This window comes from Occultella aeris, assembly GCF_902703175.1.
GTDB classification, from domain to species: domain Bacteria; phylum Actinomycetota; class Actinomycetes; order Actinomycetales; family Beutenbergiaceae; genus Occultella; species Occultella aeris.
The window spans coordinates 49924-65575 of record NZ_CACRYJ010000022.1 but is presented as its reverse complement, the minus strand read 5'-3'; the positions used below and the strand labels follow the sequence as shown (position 1 = coordinate 65575).

Sequence of the window (15652 nt, the reverse complement as noted above, 5' to 3'; positions counted from 1 at the left end):
AAGCACCAACTACTGACCCGCAAGGAGGGCGACAATGTGCCGCTGGCTCGCGTACTCCGGTTCCCCGGTACTGCTGGAGGACCTGCTCTTCAAGCCTCGGAACTCTCTTGTGGTGCAGAGCAAGCACTCGAAGCTCGGCGCGACGACGACCAATGGGGACGGGTTCGGTGTCGGTTGGTATGGCGCGCGGGACATCCCTGGGGTGTTCCGCAGCACCGAGCCCGCCTGGAACGACCGCAACCTGCAGGAGCTGTCGGCGCTCGCGAGCTCACGCCGGGTCTTCGCGCATATCCGGGCCTCGACAGGGTCCGCGGTACAGCAGACCAACTGTCACCCGTTCCGCCACGATCGCTGGCTGTGGATGCACAACGGGATGCTCTCCGGCTACCCGGCGATGAAGCGTGACCTCGCCATGGCGGTGGAGCCGGCGCTCTTCAATCAGATCGAGGGATCGACCGACTCGGAGATGATGTTCTTCCTCGCCCTGACGTTCGGGTTGCTGGACGACCCGCCGGCGGCGGTGGCACGGGCGGTCGGATTCGTCGAGGCGACCGGTCGTCACCATGGCGTCGAGCAGCCGGTCCAGATGACCGTGGCGACAACCGACGGCGACACCACGTGGGCGTTCCGCTACTCGTCGGTGGGCGCGTCCCGTTCGCTCTTCCACAGCACCGACGTCTCGACGTTGCGTGCCCAGTATCCGGACAACCCGGTCCTGCACGACCTGTCCGACGATGCCCGGCTCGTCGTGTCCGAGCCGCTGGGCGATCTGCGTGGGGCCTGGCGTGAGGTGCCCGAGGCATCCTGTCTGATCGTGCACGGCGGCCAGGAGGAACTCCGACCGTTCACGCCGGTCCAACCCTGATCCGAGTGGCGCGAGCGGCGAACTGAAAGTGCCGGAGCCTAGTCGGACGGCAACCGCCGTCGACTACGCCGCACACCGGTGGGTCGCGGAACATCGCTATCGGCATGTCGATGTCTCAACATCGGGGAACCTCGACGTCGAGCCAGCAACGGCGCTACAGGCGGGCAAATCGACGACGACCGATCTCCCGGGTCGCGGATGGAGTGGGCCATGCGATCCTGTCCGGGTGAGGTCCCTAGGTTGGCTCTACGAGTTCAGGCCGCGCCCATGGGCAGCGATCGAAGCCGAGTTCGCCGCCACCGCCGAGCAGAGTCCCAGCTTCCGGTACCTCCTCGACATCGCCTCAAGCGTCATCGAATCCGGCAGGACCAACGAGTTGGCGGCTTGCACGTCGATGCACGACTTGGTGGTCGCCCGAAGACCCGTGGCGGCACCACCTCTGGATGTCGTCCGAGTTGTCGCACCGAGCTCCGTTCGTCACGCACCTCCCGCCGGACATGTCGGAATCGAGCATCAGGCACACTCGGGCCGAAACGACGAGCTGGAGCGCCCCGACCACGAGGCGGTCGCACTGTTCTGGCGGTTCATGATCGAGAAGTTCGCAGTCACGCCCGAACCGCGGAGCTGACGGGTGATGGACCGCTGCCGTTCTTCACCCCGGGTCGCGATGAGTTGGTGTATGTCCCACCCGCGGCGTGGTTTCATGTCCCGATGAGCGAGCCCGAGACGCAGTCGAACGAGTTGAAGGTCCCGAACCCCGGTCCGGTGGGGTCCGCGGTCGTCCTCACCTTCGGGGTGGCGCTACTGGTGATCGGCTGGGCCGCGATGGATCAGGCCCGGCAGATGAGCCTGGTCTGGGAGCTCACCGGCGAGTCCCTGGGCGACCCCGGCCGTGCCTGGCTGACCACCGGGTTCATCATCGCGGTCGTTGGCCTGCTCGCCACCCTCGTCGGGGTGTACCGGCTGGCCGTCGGCGTCGACTATGCGGCACGCCGGTGGGCAGCGCAGGGCACGCGGAAGTAGGCCCAGGCTCACTGGGACGAGGCGGCGAGGACGTACCAGAACCACAGGAGCAGTACCGCGTCATCCACCGGAATGCTCGGTTCGCAGTCCAGCCGGACGTAGTTCGGGAACCCACCCGTGTAGCCCGTGTGTCCCACCTGGGCACCGGCCCGCCACAGCGTGAGCCCGACCGAGAGCGTGCCCTCCTTGCGTAGTCCGTACCAGCCCGAGCCGGAGCCCGCGTGCCAGGACGTGCTGCTCCCGCGCTCGCGCTGCACCGAGAAGGTCGGCTCGGCGGCGCCGTCCGGGGTCGCCTGGTAGTCGTTGCCCCGGCGAAGCTTCCAGGGTCTGCCACCGATGCTTGCCTTGCTCGTCCTGCTCCAGGGCGAGATCGGGATCTGGGCGACCTCGACGCCGTCGAGCCGGATCACGTTGCCCCGTCCCCAGTCAAGCCGCATCGTCGCATTGTGCCACCGCCGGTCACGGCTCACCCAGGCAGGTCCCACATGGCGGCAGTGCAGTGCGCGCCCCGCCGCTCCAGATGCGGGGCACCCGCCGCATTGGATCAGTCGGCACAGCGTCTCACTCGTCATGAGAGGGACCAGGGTTCGATTCCCTGAGGCGGCTCCGGTAGGAACTCGGCCCCAGCACTGATGAAAGTCGGCGTCGAGGCCCTGCTGCGTCCGATCCGGGGCGCCGACGCGCTGCGACCGTCTTGACATCGCGAGGCGATGGTGGGACTTTCCTCAAAGCGGGCCGCCGCGGTGCGCTCGTTTCGGTGTGACGGACGGGAAGACTGATGGCCGGAAACCCCGAGAGGGCGAGTTATCGTCACCGCGCTCGACTGCATCCGAGACGGCCCGCGTCCAGCCTGACGGACACGTGGACCATGGTCGACGGGGTGGACGTGTTCTATCGCGCGTCTCTGGCTTCGCCGGGTGCGCCGGTCATGACGCACCTGCACGGCTTCGGGCTTTCCGGTCGGTACCTGCTGCCGACCGCCGAGTTGCTCGCGGACGAGTTCCTCACGTATGTGCCCGATCTTCCCGGCTTCGGGCGCAGCGGACGACCTCGCGATGTGCTCGACGTGCCCGACCTCGCTCACGCGGCGGCCAGATTCCTGGACGACCGCGGGGTGAGGTCGACCACGCTGGTGGGCAACTCGATGGGATGTCCGGTCATCTGCGAGTTCGCGCACCGGTACCCCGAGCGTCTGGATCGCGCCGTTCTGGTCTCGCCGGCCGGGGGGATCCAGAACCAGCCGCTCCGACGCGCGATCGGTCAGCTCACGAAGGACGGCAGACGGGAGCCGGCCAAGATGCTCAGCGTGGCGACGCCGGACTATCTGCGGTTCGGCGTACCGAGCACGGTGCGGTTGTTCCGCGCGCTCACCCGGTACCCGACGCTCGAGCGACTGCTCGAACTGTCGTTGCCGACACTGGTCGTGCTCGGCGACCGCGACCCGCTGCTGCCAGGTGCCGAACGGATCCGGGAGGTCGCCGGGCAGACCGACAACCATGTGCTCGTCGTCATCATCGAGGGCGCTGCGCACGCGATCAACTTCAGCCACCCGGGTGAACTCGCCCACGCCATCAGGCTCTTCATGCGGGACGAGCCCATCGTCGATGACCCGGACTCGCCCGGAACCGCATCGGTCTACGAGATCCATCGGGGCACGCTGCACCCGCAGGCGAAGCCGAAGCCAGACGGCGGAGGAGCACCAGGCGGGTGATGAGCGCGGTCGGACGGGGCAGTCGGTGATGCTGCGGGACGGAGGCGACGACGACCGGTCAGGCAGTCACCGGGCGAGTTCCGCGCGATAGTGCGCCGCGAGCGCCGGGTAGTACTGGTCGAAGTCGATCGCGGCGAGGTCGGCGCCCGTCTCGGCGGCGACCATCCGGTCCAGGTAGTAGTCCCACCCCGGCCCCACGCTCTCCGCCAGGACGTCCGAGCCGACCTCCTGGGCGAACTTCAGCGTCGTGACGCCGTCGGCCTCGGCGAGGTCGATCTGCCAGGTCCACTCGAGGGCGCTGTCATCGGGTCGCGCCGACCGCATCACGAGGCGTCGGGGCGCGTCGCACACGTCGATGCGGATCGTCTCCTCCGGTGCGTCCGCAGCCTCGGCGGTCATCCAGAACGACACCGAACCACTGGAGGGGACTCCCGCCCAGTGGCCGATCCAGCGCACCAGCCGGTCCGACTCGGTCGTGGCCGCCCAGACGTCCGCGATCGGCGCCCGGAAGGTCCGTTCGAAGACGAGGTAGGCAGTCCCGGCCCGTTCCTCTCGTCGTCCCGTGGCCCGGGGCGTGTGTGTACTCCTCATGCTGACTCCTCCGTTGTGGTTCGGTTCCTGTCCGAGTGGGGCGTGGCATGGTCGCGGACGGTACGTCGCACCTCGAGCTCGAGTCCGTCGAGGGCGCTCTCGTCGAAGCGCGGTGCCGGCGCAAGGGTTGCGAGGTAGTCGGCCACCGGCCTCAGTCGGCTGCGTTCCAACCGGTAGTGCCGCTCGCGGCCGATGTCGTCGGCGGTCACCAGGCCGGCCTCGCCGAGCACCCGCAGGTGCCGGCTGATCGCCGGCCTGCTGATGGCGTGCTCGCCCGCGAGGTCGACGACCCGCGCCGACCCACGGGCCAGCCGGCTCACGAGGTCCCGGCGGACCGGGTCCGCGAGGGCGGCGAAGACATCCATTCCTTGTTGGTAACCGATTGGTTACCAATCTGTCAAGAGCCCGACCGGGCCCGGCCCCGTCGGCCCCACCGTGCCCGGGTCCGGCCGCGCCAGCGTGACACGATGGCGCCACCGACCGAGGAGGAGTGACGATGCCGGACTCCGCAGACCCGTTGGGCTGGATGGGCGCGAGCGACCTGGCCGCCGGTGCCACGATCACCGTGCTGCGCGGAGTCGACGGCGCCACCGTGCTCAGGGCGTTCGGCGCCCGCGGCACGCCCGTGCTGCCGGCGACGCGGATGCAGGAGGCCGGCTCGGAGGCCCTGCCGCGGCCCTGGGCCGTGGTCGCGGCCATCGGTGAACGGGTGGTGGTGGTCGAGCCGAACGGGTACGTCGGGGTCAACCCGGTGGTGCTGCGGCATGCGTCGCGGGGTGGGCTCGCCGTCTGCGTCTACTGGAACGTCAACATGCTCACGGACGTCGAGATCGCCGAGAACGGTGCGGTCATCGGCGGGATCAACGACATGCAGCCACACGGCGCGAAGCGGTTCCGTGAACTCGCCGGGCCGCTCGGGCTGCCGGGCCCCGATCTGGATCCGCTCGACGCGATCGCCTGGGGCCTGAGGGCACAGGCCAGGCTCGCCGGGCTGTCGCTGACGGCAGAACTGTGGCAGCACCTCCAGAACCAGCCCTGCGCCTACCACCTGCTGCCGCCGCTGCCCGAGCAGCATCCGACCCGGCGCACCTGGCACCAGGAGGTGGCGCCGCTCGCCGGCGCGGTGGTCGCCGCGGACCGGAGCATCGTGACCGAGCTGACCTGGCAGGCCATGTCCCAGGTGGCGGGCGCGGTCGGCGCGGAGCAGCGCGCGGAGGTGGCCTCGGCCCTCGCGAACCGAGCCTTCGACGGTGCCGCCGACCTGGCCGCGCGGCGCGCCTTTCTCGGCGCGGGCAACGACCTCGTGCTGTGGCGGATGCTCTACGCCGCGACGAATCCCGACGCTCCGTCCGCTCTTCTGGACGTGCTCGCGGACGCGTCGTTCCTGCTCGACCCCGGTGCGTTCGCCAGCCTGCTCGCTCGCGTCCGCACGCACCTCTCAGCCTGAGGTCGCCCGGGTCCGCCAACGCCTCAGGCACCGCCGGGCCGACGACCGAACACGGCGGCGATCGTGTGAAACGATCGTGGTGATGGGGACATAGGCATCTTGAGAGCACCGTGGCACCCGCCCGTGCCCCCAGCGCATTCGGGAGTGACGATGACGGACCACGACGGCCCCGCCACTGTGGCTGGTGCCGCCGCGCGCTCGGACGCCTGGTTCGAGGAACTCTTCGCGGCTCATGCCGGCGCCGTCCACCGGTACTTCCTGCGTCGAGCCCCACGCGATGACGTGGACGACCTGACGGCGGACGTCCTCGCGACCGCTTGGCGCCGCCGTGCCGACGTCCCCGACGGGCACGAGCTCCCGTGGCTGTACCGGACGGCCGGGTTCGTGCTCGCCAACCACCGGCGCAAGGGCCGTCCGATCCCGGTCGAGGCACTGCCGGACGACGTCGACGGCGAGTACGCCGCGGACCCGGCGGACCTCGTGGTCGCGGACACCCAGGTGACCGAGGCGCTCGCGGCCCTCAGTGTCCGGGACCGGCACGTCCTGATGCTGCACGCCTGGGAGGGCCTCGACGGCGAGGAGCTGGCCGCCGCACTCGGTATCGGCCGCGGTGGAGCAGCCGCGGCCCTGTCCCGCGCCCGGGCGCGGTTGCGCACCGCCTGGGACGAGCGCGTCAGCGCCTGACGCACGGCCCACACCGGTGCGCCGAACGCCCGACGCAACATCCGCCGTCGACGGCACACAGGCAGGGCAGAGGGGACGCAGGGTTGCCCGCCGGGACGAAGCGGCACCCGCCCCCAGGTGAGAGGACAGCAGATGAGCACCGACGGCCCCGAGGGTACCGACGAGGCATTGCGACGCCTGCGCGCCGCTGACCCGGCGGCCGGGTCCAGCCCGGATCTCGACGCGCTCCGGCTCGCGGTGACCGCACGCGTCGGCGAGCTGGGCGACGGTCACGAGGGCGGCAACGGCAACCACGAGGACACCGAGCACGACGACGAACTCCTCGGCGCACGGACGCGCCGCACGGCCGCCGGACGGGGCCGACGGGGGCTGCTCGTCGCGGCGTCGGTCGCCGCGCTCGCGGTGTTCGGTGGTGGCGGATATGCGCTCGGTGCCGCGGGCGGACCACAGGACGACGGCGGCACGACCGTTGCGGGGGGCGGCACGGCAGGTGATTCCTCAGGTGAGGCTGCCGATCCGTCGGTGGCGTCGGAGGCGTTCGGCGCCGACATGACGCAGGCGGACCGGATGTTCGCCGGGTACGGGCGGACCGAGTTCACCGCGGCCGGGCTCTCGACGGACGGTTCGGCGGCCGAGGCCTATGGTCTGGACCCGACCGCGGCACTGACGACCGAGCGGGTCGCGCAGTTCGCCCAGGCGCTCGGGCTCGAGGGGGAGCCGGTCCTCGCCGACGGAGTCTGGGCGGTCGGATCCTGGGAGGCGGGCGGGCCGGTGCTGTCGGTGTACGTCGATGGCACGGCGTCCACCAGCTACACCGACCCGAGCGTGGATCCATGGCTGTGTGCTGAGATCGAGCAGATCGAACCGGACGCAGACTCCGACTCGATCGACTGCGGCAACGAGCAGGTCGCGGCCGGGCAGGACGAGGCGATCGCCGCCGCACAGGAGGTCCTGACCGCGGCAGGCGTCGATGTCGACGACTTCAACTGGAGCACCACGGAGCCGGGGGAGCACGCGACGAACGTGGTTGCCACCCCCTCGATCGGCGCGGGCTCGCTGGACGGTGTGGTCGGGTGGCAGTTCACCGTCACGACCGGCGGCATCGCGTCCATCTGGGGATCGCTGGCGGACGTCTACTCGCTCGGCACCTACGACGTGGTCTCGCCGACCGAGGCCGTGGCCCGGCTCACCGACCCGAGGTTCGGTGCCTTCGGCGGCGGGATGATGCCGTTCGCCGCGGCCCAGGATGGACCCGCCATCGCCCGGGACGGCTCGGCGGACGCGGCGGAGGGCTCGGCCGCGGAGGAATCCGGCGGCGAGACCGCGCCCGACGCCGCCGCTCAGGAGCCGGCGCAGGCACCGGGCGTCGGTCCCGCGGACGAACCGGTCGATTCCGGCGAGCCGCCGACCGCGGCCCCGGTCCCAGCTGAGCCCGGCGCCCCGATCGACTGGCCGGTGCAGCAGGTGACGGTCAACGGATCGGAGCTCGTCCTGATGTCGGTCCACCAGAACGACGGCTCGGTGGTCCTGGTGCCGGCCTGGCGCCTGTACGACACCGACGGCGGGACCTGGACCGTCAACGCCGTCGCCGACGCGGGGCTGGACTTCAGCGCCGAATGAGACCACCGCTCGCCCGGGCCGGAGGGGGCCCGGGCGGGCGGGATCAGAGGGCGGACGCCGCACGCGGGACACGGCGCCGGCGTGGGAAACTGACGAGCGTGTCGACCGTGAGCACGAATCCCCCCGTGGCGCCCGAGCTGGCTGACCTGGTCGCGGCCCTGGACCGCGCGATCACCGGGGAGGTCGACGCCTCCGCGCGGCGCCGGTCGGAGTACGCCACCGACGCGTCCAACTACCGGGTGCCGCCGCAGGTGGTGGTCTTCCCACGCAGCACCGAGGACGTCCTCGCGATCCTCGCCACCGCCCGCGCGCACAAGAGTCCCGTGACCTCCCGGGGCGGCGGCACCTCGGTGGCGGGCAACGCCGTCGGGCCCGGCATCGTGATCGACTTCTCCCGGCACCTGAACAAGATCCTCGAGATCGACCCGGTCGCCCGAACCGCCCGCGTACAGCCGGGCGTCGTGATGTCGGACCTGCAGGCCGCCGCGAAGCCGCACGGCCTCCGGTTCGGACCGGACCCGTCCACCCAGGCCCGGGCCACCCTGGCCGGCATGATCGGCAACAACGCCTGCGGCCCGCACGCGGTCGCGTACGGGCGCACGGTGGACAACACGATCGCCCTGGACGTCGTGGACGGCACCGGGCGGCGGTACACCACGAGCACCGGGGCCGGTGCCCTCGACGAGATCCCCGGCCTGGCGGACCTGGTCCGGTCCCGTCTGGCCCTGATCCGCACCGAGTTCGGCCGGTTCGGCCGCCAGGTCTCCGGATACTCCCTCGAGCACCTGCTTCCCGAGCACGGCACCGACCTTGCGAAGTTCCTGGTCGGGACGGAGGGCACCCTGGTCACGATCCTCGAGGCGACCGTGAAGCTGGTGCCGATCCCGAGCTCGCCGGTGCTCGTCGCCCTCGGCTACCCGGACATGCCCGCGGCCGCCGACGCCGTGCCCGCGATGCTCGCGCACGCGCCGCTCGCGATCGAGGGGCTGGACGCGAAGCTCGTCGACGTGGTGCGCGCGCACAAGGGCTCCGACTCCGTCCCGGAGCTCCCGCCGGGCGCCGGGTGGCTGCTCGTGGAGGTGGGCGGCGAGACCCCCGAGGCCGCGCTCACCTCCGCCCAGGCGATCGTCGCGGACTCCGGCACGGACGCGGCCCGGATCATGCCGCCCGGACCGGACGCGACCGCGATGTGGCAGATCCGCGCCGATGGCGCCGGCCTGGCCGGGCGCACCGCGACCGGTGCGCAGGCGTGGCCGGGCTGGGAGGATGCCGCGGTGCCGCCCGAGCGGCTCGGCACCTACCTGCGCGAGTTCGAGGCGCTGATGGACTCCTACGGGGTGTCCGGTCTGCCGTACGGGCACTTCGGGGACGGCTGTATCCACGTGCGCGTCGACTTCCCGATGACCGACGAGGCCGGCACCGCGCAGTTCCGGGCCTTCATGCTCGACGCGGCCAGACTGGTGGCCTCCCATGGTGGTTCCCTCTCGGGTGAGCACGGGGACGGCCGCGCCCGGGGCGAGCTGCTGCCGCTGATGTACTCGGCCGAGGCGATCGCGGCGTTCGAGGCGGTCAAGGCGCTCTTCGACCCCGAGGACCTGCTCAACCCGGGCGTCGTGGTGCGGCCCCGGGCCGTCGACGATGACCTGCGCCGCCCGCACGCCCGCCCGCTGCCGATGCTGTCCGGCTCCGGCTACTCGTTCGCCCACGACGACGGCGACTTCACCACGGCCGTGCACCGGTGCGTGGGCGTGGGCAAGTGCCGGGCGGACCTCACGGACGCCGGTTCCTTCATGTGCCCGTCCTACCTGGCCACCCGGGATGAGAAGGACTCCACCCGCGGCCGCGCCCGGGTGCTCCAGGAGATGGCCAACGGCACCCTCGTGAACGGCTGGGACGCGCCCGAGGTGCACGACTCCCTCGATCTGTGCCTGTCCTGCAAGGCGTGCTCCTCGGACTGCCCGGCCGGGGTGGACATGGCCCAGTACAAGTCCGAGGTACTACACCGCAGCTACCGCGGCAAGGTTCGGCCCATCAGCCACTACGCGCTCGGCTGGCTACCCAGGTGGGCCCGCCTGATCACGTCCGTGCCGGGCGTGTCCGCCCTGGTGAACGCGGTCCTTGGGGTGCGTCCGATCGCGAAGCTCGTGCTCGCTGGCGGTGGCATGGATACCCGACGACGGATGGTCACGTTCGCGGATCAGCCCTTCAGTCGGTGGTGGCGCAAGCGGGCACGCGACCTGCCCCGTGCTGCCGCGGGCGGTGCCGGCGCCACCCGCGCCGCCCCGGGCGCAGCCCGCGACACGGCCGCATCCACGACCCGGGCGACGGCGGCGCCCGGCCAGGCTCCGCCGTCGGGCATTGCCTCGGGCTCGACCGAGGTGCTGCTCTGGGCGGACTCGTTCTCCGAGCACCTGGATACCACCGGCGCCCGCGCCATGGTCGAGGTGCTCGAGCAGGCCGGGTACACGGTGCGGATGCCGGAGGCGAGCGCCTGCTGCGGTCTCACCTGGATCTCGACCGGGCAGCTCGACGGCGCCCGGGCGCGCCTTCGCCAGACGATGGACGTACTCGGCCCCTACGCCGAGGCGGGCATCCCGATCGTCGGTATCGAGCCGTCCTGCACGGCGGTGCTGCGCTCGGACCTGCCGGACCTGTTCCCCGACGATCCCCGTGCGACGGCCCTGGCGAAGGGCACCTACACGCTCGCGGAGCTGCTGACCGCGCCCGCCCCGCTCGGGCCCGCGGACTGGGCGCCGCCGGAGCTGTCCGGGCTGCAGGTGATCGCCCAGCCGCACTGCCACCAGCACGCCGTGATGGGCTACGACGCGGACCTGGAGGTGCTGCGCCGGGCCGGTGCGCAGGTGTCGACGCTCGGCACCTGCTGCGGGCTGGCGGGGAACTTCGGCATGGAGAAGGGGCACTACGACGTCTCCGTCGCGGTGGCCGAGCAGGCCCTGCTGCCGGCCCTGCGGGAGGCGCCCGAGGGGGCCGTCTACCTCGCCGACGGGTACTCCTGCCGCACCCAGGCGCAGCAGTTGGCAGGTGTTACCGGAATGCAACTGGCCCAGTTGCTCCGGCGCCCTTGATCCCTGCGCCAGGAGTGTCAGAATGGGCGGCGGGGCAGGAGAGTCAGATTGGACGGCGCGCCTTTACGAGAGGCTCGCCGCGCCCCCCGCTGCCATCAGAAGAGACCCTTGCCGATGCCGTCATTCGCGTTCGAGTCCGGACACCTCGTCCCAGCGACGTTCGGAAGGCAGGGCCCGAGCCGATTGACCCCCGAGCTGAAATCGGCGTTGCGCCGGTATCTGCTCGACGTGCTCGAGGCGGATCTGTTCCCGATCAGCTGGAGCGACGGCGCCGAGCCCGTGCTGACCGCTATGGACCCGGCCGGTCAGGTGGTCACCGCGGTGGTCGTGGACCGGGTCGACTCGACCACCCTGATGCGCGCCCTGGCCCGGGCCGGTGAGAATGCGGCGGCGCCCTGGCTGACCATCGCGGGCCGCTACCGCGCCGGCGTCCCCGGATTCCGGAGGGACTGGAACGCGTTCCGGGAGGCCCGGCCGGCGGGACCTCGGCCCGGACCGCAGCTGTACCTGCTCGCCGGCGACGTGTCCTCGGAGGTGCTCTCCGGCCTGCGGGTGCTGCACGGCGTGCGGGTTGTCGCGGTGGACGTCCGGGAGACGCCGACCGGTGCCCCGCTGCTCGAGGTCGCCGACGTGGCGCCGGCCCGGTTGCGGGTGTTCGACGGCGCGGCGGTGCCCGAGCTCGCGCCGCTCGCCGGTACTCCGGTCGCCTCGGGCGCCGACGCCGGTGGTGCCGCATCGGGTGGGGCTGCCGCGGGTGCGCACGGCGTCGATGTGCAGCGTGTGGGTGCGCAGGACGTCGGTGTGCACGGCGCGGGTGCCGGCCCGGCAGCCCAGCCGGCCCCGGCCCAGCCGGCCCCGGCCCAGCCGGCCCCGGCCCAGCCGGCCCCGGCCCAGCCCTGGGCACGGCCGGCGGCGGCCACACCAGCCGGTCCGTCCGACCCGTCGACGCCGCCCGCTCCGTTCGGTCCGCCCGCTCCGGCTGACCGCTCGGTCCCGGTCAGCCCACCGGCCCCGGTCAGCCCACCCGTGCCGGTCAGCCCACCTGTGCCGGTCGACCATCCGGCAACGGGCAACGGGCCCGGCCCGCTCAACCGGCCCGAGCCGGTCGACCGGCCGGCTCCGACCGATCGGCCTGCTCCGGCCGCCGAGCGCGAGTCCCGCTTCGCTCCCCGACCCGAGCCGGTCGCACGGCCGGAGGCCCGCCCGCCGGTTCGACGCGAGCCGGAGCCGGTGCGGGCCTCGGAGAACCTGCGCGCCGTCGCGGCGCTGGTGGACGCTCCGGTGCGCATCGTGCTCCGTTCGAGAGAGCACGACCATCCGGCGTGGCTCCGCGAGGACGGCGTGGTGGTGCTCGCGGGTGGCGCCGAGCACGGCGAGCTCGGGTCCGCCGCCGCGCATCTGCTCGGTCACGAACCGGCGGATGCCTGGTCCCAGTGGCGCTTCGCCGAGGGCGGCCTTGCACTGGCCGACGCCCGCGCCGAGGTCATCAGGACCACCCGCGCCGAACACCACCGCACCAGTGCGGTCCCGCCCGGCCAGGGTGGCGAGCCGAGCCGTCGAGCGCTCAGATCAACGGAAGAAAACGGCTCACGTCGGGCAGGCCGTCACTGAGGTACTCGGGTCGCAGCGCCGCGGCGGCCACGGCGTCGGGCCAGGTGATGCGGCCCGTCGCCGCCTTGATCCAGGCCGCCTCGTCCCCCACCTGCAGGTCATAGCCGCTGACGCGGTTGAGCGCATCGAGCAGTGCCTGCGCGGCGATCTTGCGGGCCCCGGCGTCGACCGGCACCGGGGCAGGCAGGTCGGTGGCGAGGTCGTACCCGTGCGCCACGAGTTCGATGATCCTGGTCAGCACGAGGTCTCGCACCGTGATCGGCCCGCGGCGGGCGAGGACCACGGCGTCCGGTCCGGACTCGGTGAGGGCGGCGAGCCGGTCGAACGCCGCCTCCGCGAGCTCGTCCAGGCGGGGCAGGAGGTCGTCACCCAGTTCGGCCGCGAGGGCCTTCGTCCCACGGGAGATCTCGTCCGCACCCATCGCGTACCCGCGCACGTACTCCTCGAGCGGCAAGGGCTCGACGTCACCTGGCTGCGGCTCGCAGCTGGAGAACACCGCCATGGCACGCCCGAGGTGGGCCACCAGCTCGGCGACGCTCCAGCCCGCGACCGCGCTCGGCTCGGCGAGCACATCGTCGTCGAGGTCGTCGAGTCTGCTCCGGAGCAGGTCCCACTGGTCCCGTAGTTCGGCGGTCAGCGTCGGCAGCGGTGTCGGCATGCCACCATGATGGCGGAACCGGCGCGCCTCGCGCGCCACCGGCAGCGGGTGACGGACAACGCGACGGCGATCGCGGGAGATGGGCGGGACATGACGCAGGTGCGCTGGGGGATCCTCGGGCCGGGCCGGATCGCGGCCAAGGTGGCCGCCGACTTCGGGCAGGTCGACGGCGGGGTGCTCACGGCCGTCGGGTCCTCCTCCCTGGAGCGGGCGCAGGCGTTCGCCGCCGAGCACGGCGCCTCGCTCGGCACGCCGATCCGGTCACACGGCTCCCACGAGGCCCTCCTCGCCGACCCCGAGGTGGACGCCGTCTACATCGCCACACCGCACTCCGACCACGCCCGCCAGGCGGTCGCGGCGGCCCGCGCCGGCAAGGCGGTGCTCGTGGAGAAGTCGTTCACGGCCACGCTGGCCGGCGCCGAGCAGGTGTTCGCTGCGGCCCGCGAGTCCGGCACGTTCGTCATGGAGGCCATGTGGACGAGGTTCCAGCCGGCCCTCGTGCGGGCGCGGGAACTGATCGCCGACGGCGCGATCGGCGAGGTCCGGGCGGTCCAGGCCGACCTCGGGGTGCGCCGTGAGTTCGATGCGGCGGACCGGCTGTTCGCGCTCGAGCTCGGGGGTGGGGCGCTGCTCGACCTCGGCGTCTATGTGGTCTCCTTCGCGCAGCACTTCCTCGGCGCCCCCGAGACCGTCACGGCCACCGGGACCTTGCTCGAGACCGGCGTGGACGCCGAGGCTGCGATCAGCCTCGGCTACCCGGACGGGCGCGCTGCGAGCCTGCTCACCTCGTTCCGGCTGCCGCTGCCGGGTCAGGGCCGGATCTTCGGAACCGACGGCTGGATCGACATCCCGCCACGGTTCCACCACCCCACCTCGCTCGTGCTGCACCGGTCCGGCGCCGACCCGCAGCCGTTCGACCTGGCACCCGACGGCGCCGGGTACGCGCTGGAGTTCGACGAGGTGAACCGGGCCCTGGCGGCCGGCGCGGTACAGAGCGAGGTCATGCCCTGGTCTGACACGCTCGCGGTGCAGTCGGTGCTGCAGCAGTCGGCGGACCAGCTGGGGGTCGCGCTGCACGAGCGCTGAGGCGCACGGCTCGACGGCGGAGGTTCAGCGGGTCAGGTAGGCGCGGTTGCCGAGGAACTCGGCGATGATCGGGCCGAGTTGGTCGAAGTCGATCAGGAAGCCGTCGTGACCGTAGTCCGAGTGGAGCACTCGGTAGGTGCCGTCCGGGGCTCCCTCGGCGATCCGTTCGGACTGGCTCGGCAGGAAGAGCCGGTCGGAGTCGACGGCGACCGCGAGGGTGCGTGCAGTGATCGAGGCGAGCGCGGAATCCACGCCACCTCGGTCGCGGCCCACGTCGTGGGTGTTCATCGACTCGGTGAGCACCACGTAGGAGTTCGCGTCGAAGCGGCGGGCGAGCTTGTTCGCGTGGTGGTCCAGGTAGGACTGCACGGCGAACCGGCCGCCGCCGCCGAGCGGGTTCTCGCCGCCCTGCGGCAGTCGTCCGAAGCGTTCGTCCAGTTCGCGGGCACTGCGGTAGGTGGTGTGGGCGATCTGCCGGGCGATGCCCAGCCCGGCGTGCGGTCCGTCGTCATCGGCGGCGTCGTAGTAGTCGCCGCCCCGGTAGCGCGGGTCGGAGCGGATCGCGCCGAGCTGTGCGTGCGCCCAGGCGATCTGGTCCGCGGTGCTCTGCGCGGACGTCGCGATAGCGGCCACCGCGGCAACCCGGTCCGGCTCGCCGACCGCCCATTCGAGGGCGCGGTGCCCACCCATGGAGGCGCCGATGACCAGCGCCCAGGTGCCGACGCCGAGCCGATCGGCGAGCTCCCGCTCCGCGGCCACCTGATCGCGCACGGTCACGTAGGGGAAGCGGCTGCCCCAAGGGGTGCCGTTCGGTGCGTCCGAGGACGGGCCGGTGCTGCCCTGGCAGCCCCCGAGCACGTTCGGTGCGACCACGTAGTAGCGGTCGGTGTCGATCGGGCGCCCGGGCCCGACCATGTCCGACCACCAACCGGCTGTGGGGTGCCCCGGTTCGGCCGCACCGGTGATGTGGGAGTCCCCGGTGAGGGCGTGCAGCACCAGGACCGCGTTGTCGGCCCGGGCGTTGAGCGTGCCCCAGGTCTCGTACCCGATCCGGACCTCGGGCAGCTTCCCGCCCGCCTCGAGATGCAGTGGGCCGAGGTCGGCGAACTGGCGCCGGCCTACCGGGTCGCCCTCCCGCCACGCGGCCGAGGCGGGGATCGGACCACCGGGCGTTCGCGTGCGCGCCGACGGACGGTTCGCGCGTCGTCCTGACTCGCTCATCGCCACCTCCGTCTGCTGGGCTGCGTCCACGGTAGTTCGTCCCCGCCCC

14 protein-coding genes and 1 tRNA gene are annotated in these 15652 nt (G+C 72.2%); 10 read left to right on the top strand and 5 right to left on the bottom strand.

Features of this window, described 5'->3' with window-relative positions:
- Positions 1–34: 34 nt before the first annotated feature.
- Entirely contained in the window at positions 35–865 is an 831-nt protein-coding gene (locus tag HALOF300_RS08220) for a class II glutamine amidotransferase (RefSeq protein WP_156740472.1), read from the top strand.
- A gap of 711 nt (positions 866–1576) precedes the next feature.
- Entirely contained in the window at positions 1577–1888 is a 312-nt protein-coding gene (locus tag HALOF300_RS08215; protein WP_156740471.1) for a hypothetical protein, read from the top strand.
- Between the two features lie 8 nt (positions 1889–1896).
- On the opposite strand, the gene HALOF300_RS08210 is transcribed toward HALOF300_RS08215, so the two are convergent.
- Positions 1897–2325: a hypothetical protein gene (locus HALOF300_RS08210; protein ID WP_156740470.1), complete on the bottom strand. Its 429-nt coding sequence runs from the start codon at positions 2323–2325 to the stop codon at positions 1897–1899.
- A gap of 96 nt (positions 2326–2421) precedes the next feature.
- Here HALOF300_RS08210 and HALOF300_RS08205 point away from each other — a divergent pair.
- Both HALOF300_RS08205 and HALOF300_RS08200 read left to right on the top strand, forming a co-directional pair.
- Positions 2422–2494, top strand: a tRNA-Thr gene (locus HALOF300_RS08205).
- 322 nt (positions 2495–2816) lie between these two features.
- On the top strand, positions 2817–3599 hold the full coding sequence (locus HALOF300_RS08200) for an alpha/beta fold hydrolase (protein WP_231955140.1): 783 nt from the start codon (positions 2817–2819) through the stop codon (positions 3597–3599).
- Positions 3600–3665: 66 nt separating this feature from the next.
- On the opposite strand, the gene HALOF300_RS08195 is transcribed toward HALOF300_RS08200, so the two are convergent.
- Both HALOF300_RS08195 and HALOF300_RS08190 read right to left on the bottom strand, forming a co-directional pair.
- Positions 3666–4190: an SRPBCC domain-containing protein gene (locus HALOF300_RS08195; protein WP_156740468.1), complete on the bottom strand. Its 525-nt coding sequence runs from the start codon at positions 4188–4190 to the stop codon at positions 3666–3668.
- On the bottom strand, positions 4187–4555 hold the full coding sequence (locus HALOF300_RS08190; RefSeq protein WP_156740467.1) for an ArsR/SmtB family transcription factor: 369 nt from the start codon (positions 4553–4555) through the stop codon (positions 4187–4189). The genes HALOF300_RS08195 and HALOF300_RS08190 overlap by 4 nt, the downstream gene beginning before the upstream one ends.
- A gap of 131 nt (positions 4556–4686) precedes the next feature.
- On the opposite strand from HALOF300_RS08190, the gene HALOF300_RS08185 reads away from it, so the two are divergent.
- The 5 genes from HALOF300_RS08185 (at position 4687) to HALOF300_RS08165 (ending at position 12638) form a co-directional block, all read left to right on the top strand.
- The gene (locus HALOF300_RS08185) at positions 4687–5637 is read left to right on the top strand and encodes a DUF6461 domain-containing protein (RefSeq protein WP_156740466.1); all 951 of its coding nucleotides are present in this window, start codon (positions 4687–4689) and stop codon (positions 5635–5637) included.
- Positions 5638–5787: 150 nt separating this feature from the next.
- A complete protein-coding gene (locus HALOF300_RS08180) occupies positions 5788–6321 on the top strand; it encodes an RNA polymerase sigma factor (protein WP_156740465.1) in 534 nt (177 codons plus the stop codon).
- Positions 6322–6453: 132 nt separating this feature from the next.
- Positions 6454–7941 carry a hypothetical protein gene (locus HALOF300_RS08175; RefSeq protein ID WP_156740464.1) on the top strand — a complete coding sequence of 496 codons (1488 nt, stop codon included), beginning with the start codon at positions 6454–6456 and terminating at the stop codon, positions 7939–7941.
- Positions 7942–8048: 107 nt separating this feature from the next.
- On the top strand, positions 8049–11027 hold the full coding sequence (locus HALOF300_RS08170; RefSeq protein WP_231955139.1) for an FAD-binding and (Fe-S)-binding domain-containing protein: 2979 nt from the start codon (positions 8049–8051) through the stop codon (positions 11025–11027).
- A gap of 114 nt (positions 11028–11141) precedes the next feature.
- Positions 11142–12638, top strand: coding sequence for a hypothetical protein (locus HALOF300_RS08165; protein ID WP_156740462.1), 1497 nt, complete (start codon positions 11142–11144; stop codon positions 12636–12638).
- Here the strand turns inward: HALOF300_RS08165 and HALOF300_RS08160 are convergent.
- The gene (locus HALOF300_RS08160) at positions 12592–13296 is read right to left on the bottom strand and encodes a maleylpyruvate isomerase N-terminal domain-containing protein (protein ID WP_156740461.1); all 705 of its coding nucleotides are present in this window, start codon (positions 13294–13296) and stop codon (positions 12592–12594) included. The genes HALOF300_RS08165 and HALOF300_RS08160 overlap by 47 nt on opposite strands.
- 6 nt (positions 13297–13302) lie before the next feature.
- Here HALOF300_RS08160 and HALOF300_RS08155 point away from each other — a divergent pair, with 6 nt between their 5' ends.
- A complete protein-coding gene (locus HALOF300_RS08155; RefSeq protein WP_231955138.1) occupies positions 13303–14382 on the top strand; it encodes a Gfo/Idh/MocA family protein in 1080 nt (359 codons plus the stop codon).
- 24 nt (positions 14383–14406) lie between these two features.
- On the opposite strand, the gene metX is transcribed toward HALOF300_RS08155, so the two are convergent.
- Positions 14407–15603: a homoserine O-acetyltransferase MetX gene (gene metX / locus HALOF300_RS08150; RefSeq protein ID WP_156740460.1), complete on the bottom strand. Its 1197-nt coding sequence runs from the start codon at positions 15601–15603 to the stop codon at positions 14407–14409.
- Positions 15604–15652: the final 49 nt, after the last annotated feature.

Excerpts from the sequence above, each read along its gene's own strand:
- HALOF300_RS08185 (WP_156740466.1), top strand. The coding sequence starts at position 4,687 with ATGCCGGACTCCGCAGACCCGTTGGGCTGGATGGGCGCGAGCGACCTG.
- metX (WP_156740460.1), bottom strand. The coding sequence starts at position 15,603 with ATGAGCGAGTCAGGACGACGCGCGAACCGTCCGTCGGCGCGCACGCGA.
- HALOF300_RS08195 (WP_156740468.1), bottom strand. The coding sequence starts at position 4,190 with ATGAGGAGTACACACACGCCCCGGGCCACGGGACGACGAGAGGAACGG.
- HALOF300_RS08215 (WP_156740471.1), top strand. The coding sequence starts at position 1,577 with ATGAGCGAGCCCGAGACGCAGTCGAACGAGTTGAAGGTCCCGAACCCC.
- HALOF300_RS08160 (WP_156740461.1), bottom strand. The coding sequence starts at position 13,296 with ATGCCGACACCGCTGCCGACGCTGACCGCCGAACTACGGGACCAGTGG.
- HALOF300_RS08220 (WP_156740472.1), top strand. The coding sequence starts at position 35 with ATGTGCCGCTGGCTCGCGTACTCCGGTTCCCCGGTACTGCTGGAGGAC.
- HALOF300_RS08190 (WP_156740467.1), bottom strand. The coding sequence starts at position 4,555 with ATGGATGTCTTCGCCGCCCTCGCGGACCCGGTCCGCCGGGACCTCGTG.
- HALOF300_RS08210 (WP_156740470.1), bottom strand. The coding sequence starts at position 2,325 with ATGCGGCTTGACTGGGGACGGGGCAACGTGATCCGGCTCGACGGCGTC.
- HALOF300_RS08200 (WP_231955140.1), top strand. The coding sequence starts at position 2,817 with ATGACGCACCTGCACGGCTTCGGGCTTTCCGGTCGGTACCTGCTGCCG.
- HALOF300_RS08165 (WP_156740462.1), top strand. The coding sequence starts at position 11,142 with ATGCCGTCATTCGCGTTCGAGTCCGGACACCTCGTCCCAGCGACGTTC.
- HALOF300_RS08155 (WP_231955138.1), top strand. The coding sequence starts at position 13,303 with ATGATGGCGGAACCGGCGCGCCTCGCGCGCCACCGGCAGCGGGTGACG.
- HALOF300_RS08180 (WP_156740465.1), top strand. The coding sequence starts at position 5,788 with ATGACGGACCACGACGGCCCCGCCACTGTGGCTGGTGCCGCCGCGCGC.
- HALOF300_RS08175 (WP_156740464.1), top strand. The coding sequence starts at position 6,454 with ATGAGCACCGACGGCCCCGAGGGTACCGACGAGGCATTGCGACGCCTG.